The 15367-nt window shown below is 71.3% G+C and carries 12 protein-coding genes; 6 read left to right on the top strand and 6 right to left on the bottom strand.

Annotation, left to right across the window (positions count from 1 at the left end; all coding sequences use genetic code 11):
* Positions 1-44: 44 nt before the first annotated feature.
* The 4 genes from ACFHPP_RS06005 to ACFHPP_RS06020 all read left to right on the top strand — a co-directional run bounded on the left by ACFHPP_RS06005 (position 45) and on the right by ACFHPP_RS06020 (position 6502).
* On the top strand, positions 45-917 hold the full coding sequence (locus tag ACFHPP_RS06005; RefSeq protein WP_437162350.1) for a hypothetical protein: 873 nt from the start codon (positions 45-47) through the stop codon (positions 915-917).
* 169 nt (positions 918-1086) lie between these two features.
* Entirely contained in the window at positions 1087-4524 is a 3438-nt protein-coding gene (dnaE, locus tag ACFHPP_RS06010; protein ID WP_437162351.1) for a DNA polymerase III subunit alpha, read from the top strand.
* A gap of 158 nt (positions 4525-4682) precedes the next feature.
* Positions 4683-5342, top strand: coding sequence for a hypothetical protein (locus ACFHPP_RS06015; protein WP_437162352.1), 660 nt, complete (start codon positions 4683-4685; stop codon positions 5340-5342).
* Positions 5343-5344: 2 nt separating this feature from the next.
* Positions 5345-6502 (top strand): hypothetical protein, encoded by a 1158-nt coding sequence (locus ACFHPP_RS06020; RefSeq protein ID WP_437162353.1) that lies wholly within the window; start codon positions 5345-5347, stop codon positions 6500-6502.
* Here ACFHPP_RS06020 and ACFHPP_RS06025 read toward each other — a convergent pair.
* From ACFHPP_RS06025 to cysQ, 6 genes are all read right to left on the bottom strand, one after another.
* Positions 6499-7431, bottom strand: a complete 933-nt coding sequence (locus tag ACFHPP_RS06025) for an alpha/beta fold hydrolase (RefSeq protein WP_437162354.1) — start codon at positions 7429-7431, stop codon at positions 6499-6501. The genes ACFHPP_RS06020 and ACFHPP_RS06025 overlap by 4 nt on opposite strands.
* Positions 7432-7546: 115 nt before the next feature.
* Complete coding sequence (locus ACFHPP_RS06030) at positions 7547-8611, bottom strand: hypothetical protein (protein ID WP_437162355.1); 1065 nt, start codon at positions 8609-8611, stop codon at positions 7547-7549.
* Positions 8612-8852: 241 nt separating this feature from the next.
* The gene (locus tag ACFHPP_RS06035; RefSeq protein ID WP_437162356.1) at positions 8853-9875 is read right to left on the bottom strand and encodes a glycosyltransferase family 4 protein; all 1023 of its coding nucleotides are present in this window, start codon (positions 9873-9875) and stop codon (positions 8853-8855) included.
* 17 nt (positions 9876-9892) lie between these two features.
* A complete protein-coding gene (locus ACFHPP_RS06040) occupies positions 9893-11176 on the bottom strand; it encodes a glycosyltransferase (protein WP_437162357.1) in 1284 nt (427 codons plus the stop codon).
* Positions 11169-12845 (bottom strand): hypothetical protein, encoded by a 1677-nt coding sequence (locus ACFHPP_RS06045; RefSeq protein ID WP_437162358.1) that lies wholly within the window; start codon positions 12843-12845, stop codon positions 11169-11171. Before ACFHPP_RS06045 ends, ACFHPP_RS06040 begins: the two co-directional genes overlap by 8 nt.
* Positions 12763-13602: a 3'(2'),5'-bisphosphate nucleotidase CysQ gene (gene cysQ / locus ACFHPP_RS06050; protein WP_437162359.1), complete on the bottom strand. Its 840-nt coding sequence runs from the start codon at positions 13600-13602 to the stop codon at positions 12763-12765. Before cysQ ends, ACFHPP_RS06045 begins: the two co-directional genes overlap by 83 nt.
* 109 nt (positions 13603-13711) lie before the next feature.
* Between cysQ and ACFHPP_RS06055 the strand changes: the two genes are divergently transcribed.
* On the top strand, positions 13712-14527 hold the full coding sequence (locus ACFHPP_RS06055; protein ID WP_437162360.1) for a hypothetical protein: 816 nt from the start codon (positions 13712-13714) through the stop codon (positions 14525-14527).
* Positions 14524-15354 (top strand): hypothetical protein, encoded by an 831-nt coding sequence (locus ACFHPP_RS06060; RefSeq protein WP_437162361.1) that lies wholly within the window; start codon positions 14524-14526, stop codon positions 15352-15354. The genes ACFHPP_RS06055 and ACFHPP_RS06060 overlap by 4 nt, the downstream gene beginning before the upstream one ends.
* The last annotated feature ends 13 nt before the right edge of the window (positions 15355-15367 follow it).

The following is a 15367-nucleotide window of genomic DNA, read 5'->3' on the forward strand; positions in this document are numbered from 1 at the left end:
ATGATACGGTCCTTCCCCGGGGCAGGCCAGGGGAAGCCGGCAGCGTGACCCCCATCCTGAGCCAGCAACTGGCAGGCGGGCTCGGCAACTGCATGTTCGAGCATCTGCTGGCGCGCGCCATCCTGCGCCGCATCCCGGAGATGCAGCTGACGGGCAAGAGCCTGCCGCAATGGGGCATCCGCCCGCCGCGCCTGCCGCTGCCCGCCCGCCATGTGAAGATCGCCGGCAACCGGGTGGAGTTGGAACGGCTGGCCTACCTGGTGCGCAGCGGCCTGGTGCAGGGGATCGAGACCACGGCGCTCGGCATGCGCATGGAATACCTCGGCGAGGTCGAGGCGGTGCGTCAGGTGTTCCGGTCGCCGGCGACGCAGCCGCAGCGCTTCCCGGAAGGCAGCCTGGTGATCAGCGTGCGGGGCGCGGAGATTCTCGGCGGGGTGCACAAGGACTACCGGCCGGTGCCCATCGCGCTCTATCGCCGCCTGGTGGCGGAAACCGGCCTTGCGCCTGTCTTTCTCGGCCAGCTTGGCGAGGATGCCTATTCCCAGGCGCTGCGGGCGCAATTCCCGGCCGCGACCTTCGTGCCGAGCCGCGGCGCGATGGAGGATTTCGCGGCGCTGCGCGCGGCGCGGCACCTGGTGGTATCGGTCAGCACCTTCTCCTGGCTGGCCTGCTGGCTGTCCGAGGCGGAGACCATCCACCTGCCGATCCTTGGCCTGTACCATCCCCGCCGGCGCGCCGACATCGACCTGCTGCCGCTGACCGACCCGCGCTACCGCTTCCACCTGCTGCCGCACGATGCCTGGACCGGCAGCGCGGCGGAGATGGCGACGGTGCTGGAGGGCACCGTATCCGGCACGCCGATCGGGCCCGACGCGCTGCTGCCGCTGGCGCAGCCCTCGGTGGCGGTTGCGGCCTGAAGGCAGGCTGGAGGACGCACGAAACGCGGATGCCCGAAGCCGGCCGGGCCACGGTCATCCGCCGGACACCCGGGTCGCACCGAGGCAGGCGCCCGGCGCTGCGGCTCGCGATCCGGTGGTGGCGGCGCCGCCGGGCGGCTAGACTGGTCGCCGATCCGGGAGCGCCGACTTGTCCTTCATCCACCTTCATGCCCATTCGGCCTATTCCCTCAGCGAGGGCGCCATCAAGGCGGAAAAACTGCCGGCGCTGGCGCGGGCGGCGGGCATGCCGGCGGTGGCGCTGACCGATTCGGGCAATCTGTTCGGCGCGCTGGAATTCTCCCAGGCCTGCACGGGGAAGGGGGTCCAGCCCATCCTCGGCTGCCAGCTGTTCCTCGGCCGCGCGGTCACGGACGAATCCGGGCGCGGCGGTGACCCGGCGCGGTTCCGGCCGGACCCGATCGTGGCGCTGGCGCGCGATGCGCAGGGGCTGGACAATCTGCAAAGGCTGTCCTCGGCGGGGTTTCTCGGCAGCGACATCTCCGGCCTGCCCTGCCTGTCGCTGGATACGCTGGACCGGCACCGGTCCGGCATCATCCTGCTGACCGGCGGCACCACCGGCCCGCTGGGCCGCCTGCTGTCGGAAGGGCGGCGGGATGCGGCGGCGAAGCTGCTGCGTCAGTTGCAGGACATCTTCGGGCCGGATGACCTGGTGGTGGAATTGCAGCGCCACGGGCTGCTGGGCGAGAAGATGATCGAGGCCGGGCTGCTGGCCCTGGCCGATGAAGCGGGCCTGCCCATCGTCGCGACCAACGACGTGTACTTCGCCGAGGCCGGGATGCACGCAGCCCACGACGCGCTGCTGTGCATCGCCGAAAGCCGCGTCATCGCCGAGACCGACCGCCGCCGCGTCACCGCCGAGCACTTCTTCAAATCCGCCGAGGCCATGCGGGGGCTGTTCGCCGACCTGCCGGAGGCCTGCGACAACACGCTGGCGATCGCGCGGCGCTGCGCCGTGATGGCGGAATCGAGGAAGCCGGAACTGCCGATCTGCCCCAAGGTCTCGCCGGGCATGACGGAGGCGGAGACGGTCTTCGCCATGGCGAAGCAGGGTCTGGAGGGGCGGCTGGACGTGCTCGGGCTGGATGAGCCGGCGCGGGCGCCCTACCGCGAGCGGCTCGGCTACGAGCTCTCCGTCATCGAGAAGATGGGCTTCTCCGGCTACTTCCTGATCGTCGCCGACTTCATCCAATGGGCCAAGGCGCAGGGCATCCCGGTCGGGCCAGGCCGTGGTTCGGGCGCCGGGTCCGTCGCCGCCTGGGCGCTGCTGATCACCGACCTCGACCCGATGCGCTGGGGCCTGCTGTTCGAGCGCTTCCTGAACCCCGAGCGCGTTTCGATGCCGGACTTCGACATCGACTTCTGCCAGGACCGGCGGGACGAGGTGATCGACTATGTCCGCCGCGAATACGGCGCGGATCGCGTCGCGCAGATCATCACCTTCGGCAAGCTGCAGGCCAAGGCGGCGGTGCGCGACGTCGGCCGCGTCATGGGCCTGCCCTACGGCCAGGTGGACCGCATCGCCAGCCTGATCCCGTTCAACCCGGCCAAGCCCGTGACGCTGGGCCAGGCGATCGCCGGCGAGCCGAAGCTGCAGGACATGCAGCGCAACGACGAACAGGTGCACCGCCTGCTGGAAGTGGCGCAGGAACTGGAGGGGCTGTACCGCAACGCCTCTACCCACGCCGCCGGTGTCGTCATCGGGCAGCGGCCGCTGGTGGATATCGTGCCGCTGTACCGCGACCCGCGCAGCGAGACGCTGATCACGCAGTACTCGATGAAGTATGTCGAGCAGGCCAGCCTGGTGAAGTTCGACTTCCTCGGGCTGAAGACGCTGACGGTGCTGCAACGCGCCGTGCAGTTGCTGGCGCGGCAGGGCATCACCATCGACCTCGAAACCCTGCCGCTGGACGATGCGAAGACCTATGCCATGCTGGCGAAGGGCGATGCCGCCGGGGTGTTCCAGTTCGAAGGCCAGGGCATGCGCGAATGCCTGCGCATGATGCGCCCGGACCGCTTCGAGGATCTGATCGCCGCGGTGTCGCTGTACCGGCCAGGCCCGATGGCGAACATCCCCGCCTATTGCCAGCGCAAGCACGGCGAGACGTGGGAGGCGCCGCATCCGAAGATGGCCGCGATCGTCGGCGAGACCTACGGCATCCTGGTCTACCAGGAACAGGTCATGCAGATCGCGCAGGAGCTGGCGGGCTACTCGCTCGGCACCGCGGACCTGCTGCGGCGCGCCATGGGCAAGAAGATCCGCTCCGAGATGGAGGCGCAGCGCAAGATCTTCGTCGATGGCGCCGTGGCCAACGGCGTGCCGGAGGCGAAGGCGGGCGAAATCTTCGACCTGATGGAGAAGTTCGCCGAATACGGCTTCAACAAGTCGCACGCCGCGGCCTACGCGCTGGTCAGCTACCAGACCGCCTGGCTGAAGGCGAACCATCCGGTGGCGTTCCTCGCGGCATCGATGTCGCTGGATCTCGGCAACACCGACAAGCTGGCGGGGCACATGCAGGAGGCGTCGCGGCTCGGCATCGCCGTGCTGCCGCCGGACATCAACCGCAGCGACGCGGAGTTCAGCATCGAGGCGAAGGAGGATGGCACACCGGCCATCCGCTTCGCGCTGGCGGCGGTGAAGCGCGTCGGCCTTGCGGCGATGAAGGAGCTGGTGGCGGCGCGCGGGGCGCCCTTCGCCTCGCTGTCGGATTTCGCCGGGCGCGTCGATCCGAAGCTGCTGAACAAGATGCAGTTGGAGAACCTGGCCAAGGCCGGCGCCTTCGACGCGCTGGAGTCCAACCGCGCCCGCATGGTGCAGGGCGCGGAAGCGGTGCTGCGCGCCGCGCAGGAAGCCGCGGAGCGCCGCAGCAACCCGACGCGCGACATGTTCGGTGCCGAGACCGCGCCGCCGCCGCTGCGCCTGGCGGAGGCGCAGGACTGGCCGGGGCTGGAGAAGCTGTCCTTCGAGGCGGAGGCGGTCGGCTTCCACCTCTCCGCGCATCCGCTGGACACCTACCGGCGCGTGCTCGGCAAGCTCGGCGCCGTGCCGTCCTCCCGCATCGAGGAACGGGCGCGCGGTGGGTCGGGCCGCATGAAGCTGGCGGGCACCGTGGTGGCGGTGAAGTCCGGCCGCACCAAGTCCGGCAACAAGATGGCCTGGGTGCGCTTCTCCGACGCCGAGGGCAGCTTCGAGGTGACCTTCTTCAGCGAAAGCCTGGCGCGCGCCGACGGCATGCTGGTGGAAGGCACCGCACTGCTGGTGACCACCGAAGTGCGCCTGGATGGCGACACGGTGCGGCTGACGGCGCAGGAGCTGGAGCCGCTGGAGAAGGTGGCGCAGGGCATGGGGCAGGGCATCCGCCTGTGGCTCGACCAGACCGCCGCCGTCGAGCACATCCGCAACCTGCTGGCGCGGGAGGGGAAGGGACGTGGCGAGGTGCGGGTGGTGTCCATCACCGGGCCGGGGCAGGAGGTGGAGGTTGCGCTGCCTGGCCGCTTCAACGTCTCCCCCCGGCTGATGCAGGCGATGAAGGTGCTGCCCGGCGTCGCGGATGTCGCGGAATTGTAGGGGCGCTTGCGCTCGGGTAGATTGGCCGCGCCCGCCGGAGGACCATCGCCCTGCCGCACGATCAGACCCTGGGTCATCATCCGCTGCTCGACCTGTCGCCGGATCGTCGCGCCGCCGTCCTGCTGGAAGCCGGCCTGCATGCCGCCGAGGCGGCCCGTATGCGGGCGGTGGCGGAGCCCTTCCTGGCCCGGCTCGACGCCGAGACGCGGCTGTTCGGCGAATACCTGGTCGAGGAGGTCGCGCGGCTCTCGGCGCAGGTCGAGGGCATGGCGCAGCTTCGGCAGGCCGATGCGTTGTCGCGCGCCGAGCGGCTGCGGATCGACCCGCTGCCCTTCATCCCGGCTGCGCGGCGCGATGCAGCGGCCGGCCCGGCCGAGACGCCCGAGTCCGGTCCCTACGCCGTGGACGTGGCCTCCGAGGATTTCATCGGCTTTGGCTGGTACCCGGCCGAATCCACGGAGGCCGGGTCCCTGCGCTGGTCCGGCCCGGCGCGTTTCGCCACGATGCAGTTGCCGGGGCTGGGCGGCGGGCCGGTGGTGGTGACGCTGGCGCTGCGCGCCCCCTTCGGCGTGGCGCTGGACCCGGCGCAGCACGACCTGTTCCTGGATGGGCTGAAGCTGGAGCTTGAGGTGCTGTCGCAGGAGGGCGCCGTGCACACCTGCCGTGCGCTGGCGATGCTGCCCGAACTGCCGCCAGGCTCGCGCGTGGCCCTGCTGCTGACCGGCGCGCGCTTCGCCGATGCCGCCAACGGGCCGCGTCGCGACACGCGGGAGTTGGGCCTGGGCCTCGGCTGGGTGCGGATCGAGCGCGCGGCCTGAGCATGGCGCGTCGTCGCATCCTGGTCACCGGGGACCTGCTGCGGCCGCAGGACAAGCTGTTCAAGGCATCCCAGAACGGCAACATCCTGTGGTTCCATCGGCTGGTCCGCCGCGCCCTGGCCGCGGCCTCCGGCCTGCCGGTGCAGGCGCTGGTCTGGGACGAGCCGGGCATCGCGCCGCCGGGATCCGACGTGGTGGGCTTCGATACCCACGGGTTCTACGCGGCGGCCGGCGCCACGCCGGATGTCTCGGGCTGGGTCACGCTGTTCGACGCCCTGGACCTGCCGCGCGACGCGGCGGCGCTGCTGGCGGCGCCCTTCGCCGACGCGGCCGCGGTGGTGGGCTTCGAGCTGACGGAAGTGCAGAAGCGCCTGCTGACGCTGGTCGGCGTGCCCTGGATCGACGTGAACATCCACCCCTATCGCTTCGGCCCGGACGTGCTGTTCGCCATCGCGACCGAGCATCCGGAAATCCTCGCCCGCCTGGTCCCGCACCACGCCGAGGACCATGTCTTCGAGCCCTGGGCCGACCTGCTGGCCGCGACCGCGGTGAAGATGCCGCCGCGCGTGCCGGTGGAGGAGCCCTGCCTGCTGGTCGGCCAGACCCAGGTGGACCGCGCGCTGATCGCGCAGGGCCGGCTGCTGGACCTGTCGGATTTCGCGGCGCCGCTGCATGCGGCGATCGGCGACGCCGGCCCGGTGCTGTTCAAGCCGCACCCCTACAACCCGGATGGCTTCGGCCTGCACCAGGTCGGCCTGCGGCTGTCGCGCATCCACGAGACGCGGGAGAACGCCTACGTCCTGCTGGCGCAGGACGCGATCCGCCGCGTCGTCGGCGTCTCCTCCTCCGTCGTCGCGGAGGCGCGGTTCTTCGGCAAGGAGGGGATCTTCCTCGGCACGCCGCCGATGCGGGTCGCGCCGCATCGCGGCGACCTGGCGCCGGGGCGGCATGCCAGCGTGGTGGATGCCTGGCTCTCGGCCGATTTCTGGCGCGACCTGCTGGCGCCGGTGGTGGCGGTGACGCCACGCGATGGCAGGCGGCCGGCGCTGCCGCCCAACGCGCTGCGTACCTCGCTCCGGCAGTTCTGGGGCTGGGACGAAATCTTCTTCCAGCTCCCTTGGGATTTGGCGCAGGGCCGCGCCCGGGAACGCGCCGGTTAACCGGCTACCGGCTCCTCGCCGGCGAAGAAGGGCAGGAAGGCGCCGAGCACGAGGTCGGGGCGCTGTTCCGCCGGGTAATGTCCGGTCGGGATCGCCCAGCCGCGCAGGTCCGGCGCCCAGGGGGTCCAGGCCTCCATCACCGCCAGGTGCCGCCCGACATGGCTGTTGCTGCCCCACAGCACCAGCACCGGGCATTCGATCCGGCGCTTCCCGAAATCCTTGCGGTCCATCTCGTAGTCCAGCGTCACGGTGGCGCGGTAATCCTCGCACACGGCGTGAACCTGGTCCGGCGTCGTGCAGCGGACATATTCGGAGAAGGCCTCGGGTGAGAAGATCGAGAGCCCGACGCCTTTCTTGTTCAGCTTGTAGTTGATGTAGTAGTCGAGGTCGGCGCAGAGCAGCTTCTCGGGGAATGGCGCCTTCTGCGCCATGAAGAACCAGTGATAGCTCTCCAGCCCCCAGCCCAGCGTGATGTTGGACAGCAGGTGCCAGGTCGGCACGATGTCGAGCGAGGCGAGGCGCTCGACGCAGCCGGGATGGTCCAGCGCCATGCGGAAGGCGACGCGCGCGCCGCGGTCGTGCCCCGCCACGGCGAAGCGGGCAAAGCCGAGGGCGGCCATCACCTCCACCCCGTCCTGCGCCATGGCGCGGAAGCTGTAGCCAGCGTGGTCGGCGCCACCTTCCGGCTTGCTGCTGTCGCCGTAGCCGCGCAGGTCGATGGCGACGACGGTGAAGCGGCGGGCGAGGTCGGGTGCCACCTTGTGCCAGCTCACATGGGTCAGCGGGTTGCCGTGCAGCAGCAGCAGCGGCGGTCCCGACCCGCCGATGGCCGCCTGGATCTCGGCGCCTGCGGTCCGGATGCGCTGGTGGCGGAAGCCGGGCATCAGGGCGGCGGCCACGGCACTCGGCGGCCTGGTCTCATCGGACATGGGTGTTTCCTCCGTGGCCAGCCTTGGGCGGCGACCGCGGACGGTCAAGGGTGCCCAGCCGGTGGGGGCCGCTTGTATCCGACGGCAGCGCCGATCCGGCAGGCCCTGAATCGTTTCAGGCAGTGGCCAGAGCGTTCGCCTGGCGCGCGCGGCGCGGCTGGGCAACATGCCCCTGGGCTTGAATAGGCGGCGTGGCAAGCAACGCTACGGCGACGTGCCCCATCAGCGCCGCCAACTCCGCGGGCGGCACATGCTCGACCGACGGCAGGAATTGCCGTTCGACCAGGCGTGTTCCGGCCGGAACAGCGAGCCTGGTGCCGGGCATGATCGCGTTGATGTCCTCGATCATGCTCCTCGTCAGGCCGGCACAGGCGCGGTGCTGCTCGGCCGTGAGGTACGCGCCACGCTCCGCACCAAGGCCCAGCACGGCGGACGCTTCCAGGGCGACGCGCTTCAAGCGGCTGCAGTGCGTGCGATGCTCGGCTTCCGGCGTCGTCTTCCTGATGTAGCCGTGAAGCCACCGGAGTGTCTCGTTCAGCTTCCATCCTGGCGAGACGTTCTGACGTGGGGCCGGGGTGGCGCCCAGCGTTGCCAGCGAGCAGCCTAGGACGCTCAGCACATCCTCCGTGAGGTCGCCGGCGACCAGGCAGCTTGGCTCGATTGTGCGAACCCGGACGTTGTCCGCGCCGAAGACGGACACCCACCGGCGCACCACCTCCACCCGCCTGACCGCGAGAATCCGTGCGCTGTGCTCGAAAAAGCGATCAAAATCGTCGGTGTTGCTGCCCGACTTGCTGCGCTGGCTGTAGGCCGCCACGACGGCTTCGCCCACGTCGCGGACGTAGAACAGGATCGTGGTGGGGCCTGATCCGACCAACTGCTGCAGTTGCGCCACCGCCGCTGTCGACAAAGTCTCGAAACCTTCGCTGCTCAGAATCAGGCGCTGGTCGGACGTGGCGCGCGCGCGCAGGTCCTGGATCTGCTTCCACTTGCCCTGGTCCTGCGCCGCCTTGCCTTGTCGCAATCCGCTGGCGAGCTGGTGGTGCGCCATCCCGTCCCCGCGGCCTGCCCTCGGATAAAGGACACCGTGACGACGCAGCGTTTCCGCCTGCTCGCGCAGGAAGGCCTGGATACTGCTGGAGCCTGCCTTGTGGGAGCCGATGTGGATAACCAGAGGCACGTATTCCACAGGAACCTCGGCGTGCAGGGGCTGAATGATCTTTCTGTTATATCAGCTTATTCGTTCCAGGCTCAACGCGTGATATCGACCCTGTCCGGCGCCAAGTCCGGGTGGCGCCGGGCGACGTCCTCGAACACCGCGTTGCCTGCGTTCCCCTTTTCGGAATGCAGGGACGGCATTGCACGGTGGCCTGCAGGCTTGAGCGCAGCCCTCGCCGGATGGCACGCGGCCGGCGCCCGCCTCAGCTTTCGGCGAGGAGCTTGATGACCTGGGTGGCACAACGCTCGATCGCCGCCGCGCCATGCTCGCGTTCCACATAGCGCCGCGCGGCGCGGCCCATGCGCAGCCGCATGGCGTCATCCGCCATCAGCAACTCCACGGCATGCGGCAGCCCGGCGGGGGACACCAGCAGGCCCGCGGTCGGCGGAATGCCCCCTCCGATGGTGGCCTGGAAGGCGATGACAGGCACGCCGCTCGCCATCGCTTCCACCGTCGCGCGCGGCAGCCCGTCCATGGTGGAGGTATGCACCATGATGCGCGACCGGCGCAGATGATCGAAGACCTGGGGCTGGCTGAGGCGGCCGGGCAGGAACAGGCGCGGGTTTCCGGCCTTCTTCAGCGGCACGGCCAGCGGTCCGGCGCCGATGCACACAACGCGGTAGCGATCCGTGAAGGGCAGCAGCGCCTCCTGGTTCTTTCGCTTCTCGTTGAAGTTGCCGACATTGACGATGTCGAAATCGGCCTCGCGCCATGGCACCGGCCGGCCCGGCCCCGCCACCGCCATGTCCAGGAACTTCGGCAGCACCAGGGCGCGCTTCGCCTTCGCCAGATCCGGGAAGTGCTTCTGCATCTGCTCGGGGTACTCGCCGAGCACCAGGCTGGCCTGCGGCACGATCGGATCGGCCACGCCACCGCCGATCACCAGCACGACGCGGGTGGTGGCGGGCAGCGCCGCCTGCAGGCTGGCGTTCACCGCGTAGCCGAGGCCCTTGTACAGCACCGCATCGGGCGCGAAGGCCACGACCTCCGCCAGCAGCGAGGCCGAAAGCTGCCGATGCGGGATGTCCTGCGGGTTGTCGGTGGCGCAGAAGGTCACCGGCACGGCGCCGCCAAGCATCATCTCGTGCTCGGTCGCAGGTCCAGGATGCATGCGGAAGACCCGCGCCTCCATCCCGTGGGTGGCCATGGCGCGCGCCAGGATCATGTCGCGGATCGCGCCGTTCATGTTGCGGCTGGCATGCGACATCAGGATGGCGACGCGCATCCGTGATGCGGGCTGGCTCACGCGCGCCGGGCCGGCATCAGGATCGCCTCGCGCCGCGGTGCGTGCGGGGCATAGGCATCGTCGAGCTCTCGCAGGAACTCGGCGCGGCCCAGGACATCGCGCAGGCTGGCGCCGAGTTCGGCGCGCAGCGTCGGCTGCGTCGCCGCCACCATCGCCGCCGCCAGATCCACTGGCGCGGCGCGCTTGAAGTGCAGGCCATCGATGCCAGGCAGTACCTTCTCGGCCATGCCGCCGATGTCGGAGACGATCAACGGCGTGCCGGCCCGGCGGGCCTCCTGGATCACCACCGGCGAATTCTCCCACCACACCGAGGGCACCACGACCCAGCCCACGCTGCGCATCAGCGCCACCGCATCGGCCGGATCGTAGCGCCCGGCGAAGGTCAGGCTTGCGCCGCATTCCTCGACCAGCGGCTCCAGCACCGGGAACAGGCGCAGCGCATCCTCCCGCTCCGCGCCGAAGATGGTCATCAGGATCCCCGGCGAGGTCCGCAGCGCCATCGGCAGCGCGCGCAGCAGCACGTCGAGCCCCTTGAAGGAGGTGGGCTGGCCGAAGAAGCCGAAGCGGTGCGCCATGGCCCCGGCATCCGCCGCCACGCGCGGCAGGGCCAGCAGCGGATCGCCCAGGTAGTTTTCCACCACCACGTCGCGCGGTGCGGTCAGGCCCCAGGCGCGGTAGCGGTCGCGGATGAATTCGCTCGGGTGGACGATGCTGTCGAAGCGCGACAGCACGGTCAGCAGCGTGGCCTTGCGGTAGGCGAAGCGCTCCAGCGTCTGGTCCGGAAAGCAGGCGAGGCAGCTCATCGGCGTCTCCCGCCGGCACAGCTCCCGCGCGCGGGTCTTCACCATCTGGCCGTGATGCAGGCAGATCGCCAGCATCTCGTGCATGGTCATGACGAAGCGGGCTTCGGGCCGCGCCTGCATCAGCTCGTCGATCAGGTCGACGCCAACGCGCCAATAGTGGTGGAAGTGGTAGACATCGCAGTCGAGCCCGGCCAGGAAGGCCACCAGCACGCGGCGCTTGAACGGATCGTCCCAGGCCAGCCGGTCCTCCGCCATGCCATCGAACATGTACAGGTACTCGTCGGCCCCGAGCGCGGTGACGGGCTCGATGCCGCGCAACCCGGCGTACTGCGTGCCGACCTCCGAGGCCGCGACGAGGCGGACGTCGCGCCCGGCAGCCCGCATCGCCTCGAACTGCCGCCAGGCCGCAAGCTCCCCACCCCCCTTGGAGAATTCCGGGTGCGAATGGGCGACGATGCAGATGCGGGGCTCAGCCATGCCGCGACTCCTCCGGCGGGACCGCGGCCTGCCACAGCCGCGACAGGTGCCGGTTGACGAGGTCGGCGGCCGCCGGGCTGGTCCAGCCGCGCTGCACCGGCAGGAAGGGCGGCTCTCCGGGCCGCAGGCGTCGCAGCCGCAGCAGCCGCGCCAAGGTATCCGCCAGCGCCGCCTCGCAGCCGGCCGCGCCATGCAACACCGTCAGCAGGGCCAGGTCCCGCGCGCCGAACGCGTCTCCCATCGCCTCCGCCGGGCGACCTCGGGCGACGGCCTCGGCGAACCGTGCTGCCGGCACCGGCAGCACGGTGCAGCACCCGGCCGCCCGGCGCAGCGCCTGCGCTGCCGCGGCGCCGGTCTGCACCGGGATGCGGCCACGGCGGAGGAACACCTCCGCCACCTCCGTCGCCGCATCGCCCAGCACCAGCAGGCTGTCGCAACGCGACTCGATCTCGGCCGCCGTCACCTGGAACAGGCGCGCGGCGAACGGGTCGTCGGCGCCGAGCAGCAGCGCCATCCGGGGCAGGCGGGATGCGGCGCCGGCACCTTGCGCGGGGCTGCGCGCCGCCAGGCTGGCCAGCACCGGCGCCAGCCGAGCCTCGCGCCGGGCGATCAACAGGCGCAGCAGCGCCAGCGCGCCCGCGGCACCCGCCTCGGTCGGCTCGGCGAAAGGCGTGGTACGGCAGACCGCGTCCAGAAGGTCCGGCGCCGTGGCGGCGCGCGGCCGGCAGCGCAGCAGGCGGCACTCATCCGGCCCGACATGCACCGCGAGCACCAGTTCCAGCGCAGACAGGCGGTCGAGCCAGGCAGGGTCGAGATGAGCGTGGCCGACCAGGGCCTGCGGCAGGCAGGTCGATTGCCAGTCCAGCAGCGGCACCGGCACTGCGCGATGGACCCCGTCGCCATCGGCAACCAGGCCGATGGCGACGGCCTCGACCCGCGCCATGGGCGCGAAGGGCTGGGCGCCGCGCAGCACCACCAGCACCTCGCCGGCGGCGGAGGTCAGCGTCTCGGCCTCCTCGAGCCCGCCGCTTCTCTCCACCGACTTGCCGCGGACCGGATCGATGCGGGCAATCCACGCGCCGAAGCTGCCGAAGGGCGGCGTGCCGTCCTCCAGAAGGCCGGCCAGGGCCGGGCTCGAGGGGGCATCCCGCAGCAGGGCGAAGCCGGCCTGCGGATCGGCGGTGGCGAGGCCGCGGCCGGGATCGGTCTCGATGCCAGCGCCACCCAGCATGATGCGGCGCTGCGCGGTGCCGGCGGCCAGGATCAGGTCCGGTGTTGCCGTCGCACCGGCGGGCGGGGGGGCCGCCAGCAGGATGAAGCCCTGGGCGGGTGCGGGCTCGGCCGTCGGATGCAGGCTCGAATGCTCGACAGGCCATTCCGCCGCTCCGGCCTGGATGGACAGCAGGCCGGGCGCCTCCTCGCTGGTGGCAGCCCAGCCGAGGACGAGGCGCCGCCCGCAGGGCAGCGTCGCGGCACAGTCGAGGCCCAGGCGCGGAAGGTTGCTGGCCGCTGCGATGACGAAGGTCTCCCGATCACGACGCGACGCTGCGCCTGCGCCAACGTCAAAAGGGCTTACGCCAGGCGAGTCAACCGTGTTGGGCTTCGGCGGGCTGCAGCGGCAACCGTGGCGAGGTGGGCGCCGGGCCGCCCCAGGCGACAAAGGCGCCATTGCGGAAGCCCTGCGAGGACTTGCCGTAGCCGAACGGCCCGCCGGCCGGGGTCTCGACCCTGCCGCCGGCGGCCTCCAGCACCGCCTGGCCGGCGGCCGTATCCCATTCCATCGTGGGACCGAAGCGCGGGTAGACATCCGCGACCCCCTCCGCCAGCAGGCAGAACTTCAGCGAGGAGCCGATGGCGCGATGCTCGCCGACGGGCAGGCCCGCCAGGAAGGCCTGGGTCTCGGCATCGAGGTGCGACCGGCTGGCGACCGCGGTCCAGTCGGCCGCCGGGCGCGGCCGCGCGCGGATCTGCCGCCACGCCGCCTGTGCGGGGTCGGCACCGGGCGGCAGGCTTGCCATGGCGGCGCCGATGCCGCGGGCGCCGCGCCAGATGCGGCCGAGCGCGGGGGCGTAGACCACGCCGCACACCGGCCGCCCGGCTTCGATCAGCGCGATGTTGACGGTGAACTCGCCGGACGGGCCCAGGAATTCACGGGTGCCGTCCAGCGGGTCGACCAGGATGAAGGCGGCGCCTTCCGGCGGGGCCGGCCGGGCGGCATCCTCCTCCGACACCACGGCGATGCCAGGCGCGGCGGCGGGCAGTGCCTCGGCGATGATCGCCTCCGCCGCCAGGTCGGCCTCGGTCAGCGGCGACCCGTCCGATTTCGCGGTGACGTCGTGCGGACGGGCGCGGATCTCGACGATGCGATGGCCGGCGCGCGCCGCGATGGCGGCGAAGCGTGCGAGCAGGGCGGCGTGGTCGGTCATCTCGGGCATTGCATCCTGGCGCACATCTTGCCGCGCGCAGGATGGCCATGGGATAGCCGAAGGGCAAGCGGTGGCCCGGCGCCGCTGCACGGGAGCCGCAGCGCACGCCATGTTCACGCCGTCCAGCGCCACCGCCGCCGCGCCGATGGCGTTGCTGTATTCCGGCAGGATCGGCGACTACCTGCGCGCGGCCGCGTTCGGCGACGCACCCTGCATCTTCGTGCATGTGCCGAAGACCGCCGGCACCTCGCTGCGCGCCGAACTGGCCACGCTGCTGCCGCCCGACATCAACATCCATGTCGACTACACCGATGCCAGCCGCAGCTTCAACGACCGGCTGGACGATGCGGTGGCGCGCTTCCTGGACCGCGCCGCCCCGGACGGCATCCGCTTCGCCTCCGGCCACATCCAGGCGCGGCACGCGACTCGCATCGCGGAACGGCTTCCCGCCGCGCGGTTCGTCACGCTGCTGCGCGACCCGGTGGCGCGCGTGGTGTCCGACTACCACCACCAATGCTCGCCACGGCAACCGGGGTTCGAGGCCTTCCGGGCGCGCGTGCCGGACCTCGATGCCTACCTCGCCCTGACGGGAGAGCGCGACAAGGCGGCGGTGCACCTGCTGCCGCCGGACCTGCGGCGGCGCGGGGACGTGGCGGCCTGCATCGACTTCATCGAGCGGCGATTCGCCTTCGTCGGCATCCAGGAGATGTACGAGGCGAGCTTCCGGCTGATCACGGCGCTCGCCGGGCGGGCGCGGGCGCCGCGGCTGCGGGAGAATGTCGGGCTGGCGGAGCCGGCGGAGGTGACGGGCGGGATGGCCGCGCGGATCCGCGCGCTCAACCCCCTGGACAGCGCGCTGTACGACCACTTCGCGGGTCGCCTGCGGGCCGTCGAGCCCCTGCTGACCAAGGGCCTGGGCGCTTGAGCGCGTTGCGGGCCTTCTTCGCGGGACGCTTCGACGACTGGCTGGAGAGGGCGGCGATGCCGCCGCCGCCACTTTGGCTGTTCGTGCATGTGCCGAAGACCGCCGGATCCTCCCTTGCCGCGGAACTGGCGCTGGATGTGCCGCCCTATCGCAGCCTGCATATCGACCACCTGGACCGCGGCAGCCCGGCGCCGGTGCGCTACGACCGGGCGGTGGACCAGGCGCTGGCGGCGCATGCGGTCGCCCCCTTCCGCTTCGCCTCCGGCCATGTGCAGCACCGCCACGTGGCCCGGCTGGAGCAGGGCATTCCGGGAACCCGGCTGTTCACCATGCTGCGCGAGCCCGCGGCGCGGCTGGTCTCGGATTTCCTGTACCAGCGCTCCGCCATGCATCCGCTGGCCGAGGAGGTGCGCCGGAAGGTGACGGATTTCGAGGCGTTCCTCCTGCTGCCCGGCCAGCGCAACCGTGCCGCGCGCCACCTGGTGCCGAAGCCCATCGTCGATGCCGGGGACGCCGCCGCCGCAATCGAGCACATCGAGCGGCATTTCGCCTTCCTCGGCCTGCAGGAAGACTACGCGGCAGGCTTCCGGGCGCTGACGGCGATGCTGGGCCGGTCGCGCGCACCGGCGCGGAGGCTGCGCGCCAACGACGCGGCGGCGCCCGAACGCGCGGAGATCGCCGCCCGGCTCCGCGATCCGGACCTGGCCGGACGGATCGCGGAAACACATGCGCTGGATCTCGCGATCCACCGGCATTTCGCCACGCGCTGGCAGGCGGTCGCGCAGCCGCTCGACGCCTGGCTCGCCAGGCGGGGCGAGGGCGGCTGAGGATTGCCGGCCC

This window comes from Falsiroseomonas sp. E2-1-a20 (assembly GCF_051433195.1).
GTDB lineage: Bacteria > Pseudomonadota > Alphaproteobacteria > Acetobacterales > Acetobacteraceae > Falsiroseomonas.

Coding starts and splice junctions, on each gene's coding strand:
- ACFHPP_RS06015 (WP_437162352.1), top strand. CDS start 4,683: ATGCGGGCGGTGGCGGAGCCCTTCCTGGCCCGGCTCGACGCCGAGACG.
- ACFHPP_RS06040 (WP_437162357.1), bottom strand. CDS start 11,176: ATGGCTGAGCCCCGCATCTGCATCGTCGCCCATTCGCACCCGGAATTC.
- ACFHPP_RS06035 (WP_437162356.1), bottom strand. CDS start 9,875: ATGCGCGTCGCCATCCTGATGTCGCATGCCAGCCGCAACATGAACGGC.
- ACFHPP_RS06025 (WP_437162354.1), bottom strand. CDS start 7,431: ATGTCCGATGAGACCAGGCCGCCGAGTGCCGTGGCCGCCGCCCTGATG.
- ACFHPP_RS06055 (WP_437162360.1), top strand. CDS start 13,712: ATGTTCACGCCGTCCAGCGCCACCGCCGCCGCGCCGATGGCGTTGCTG.
- cysQ (WP_437162359.1), bottom strand. CDS start 13,602: ATGACCGACCACGCCGCCCTGCTCGCACGCTTCGCCGCCATCGCGGCG.
- ACFHPP_RS06020 (WP_437162353.1), top strand. CDS start 5,345: ATGGCGCGTCGTCGCATCCTGGTCACCGGGGACCTGCTGCGGCCGCAG.
- ACFHPP_RS06045 (WP_437162358.1), bottom strand. CDS start 12,845: ATGGCGCCTTTGTCGCCTGGGGCGGCCCGGCGCCCACCTCGCCACGGT.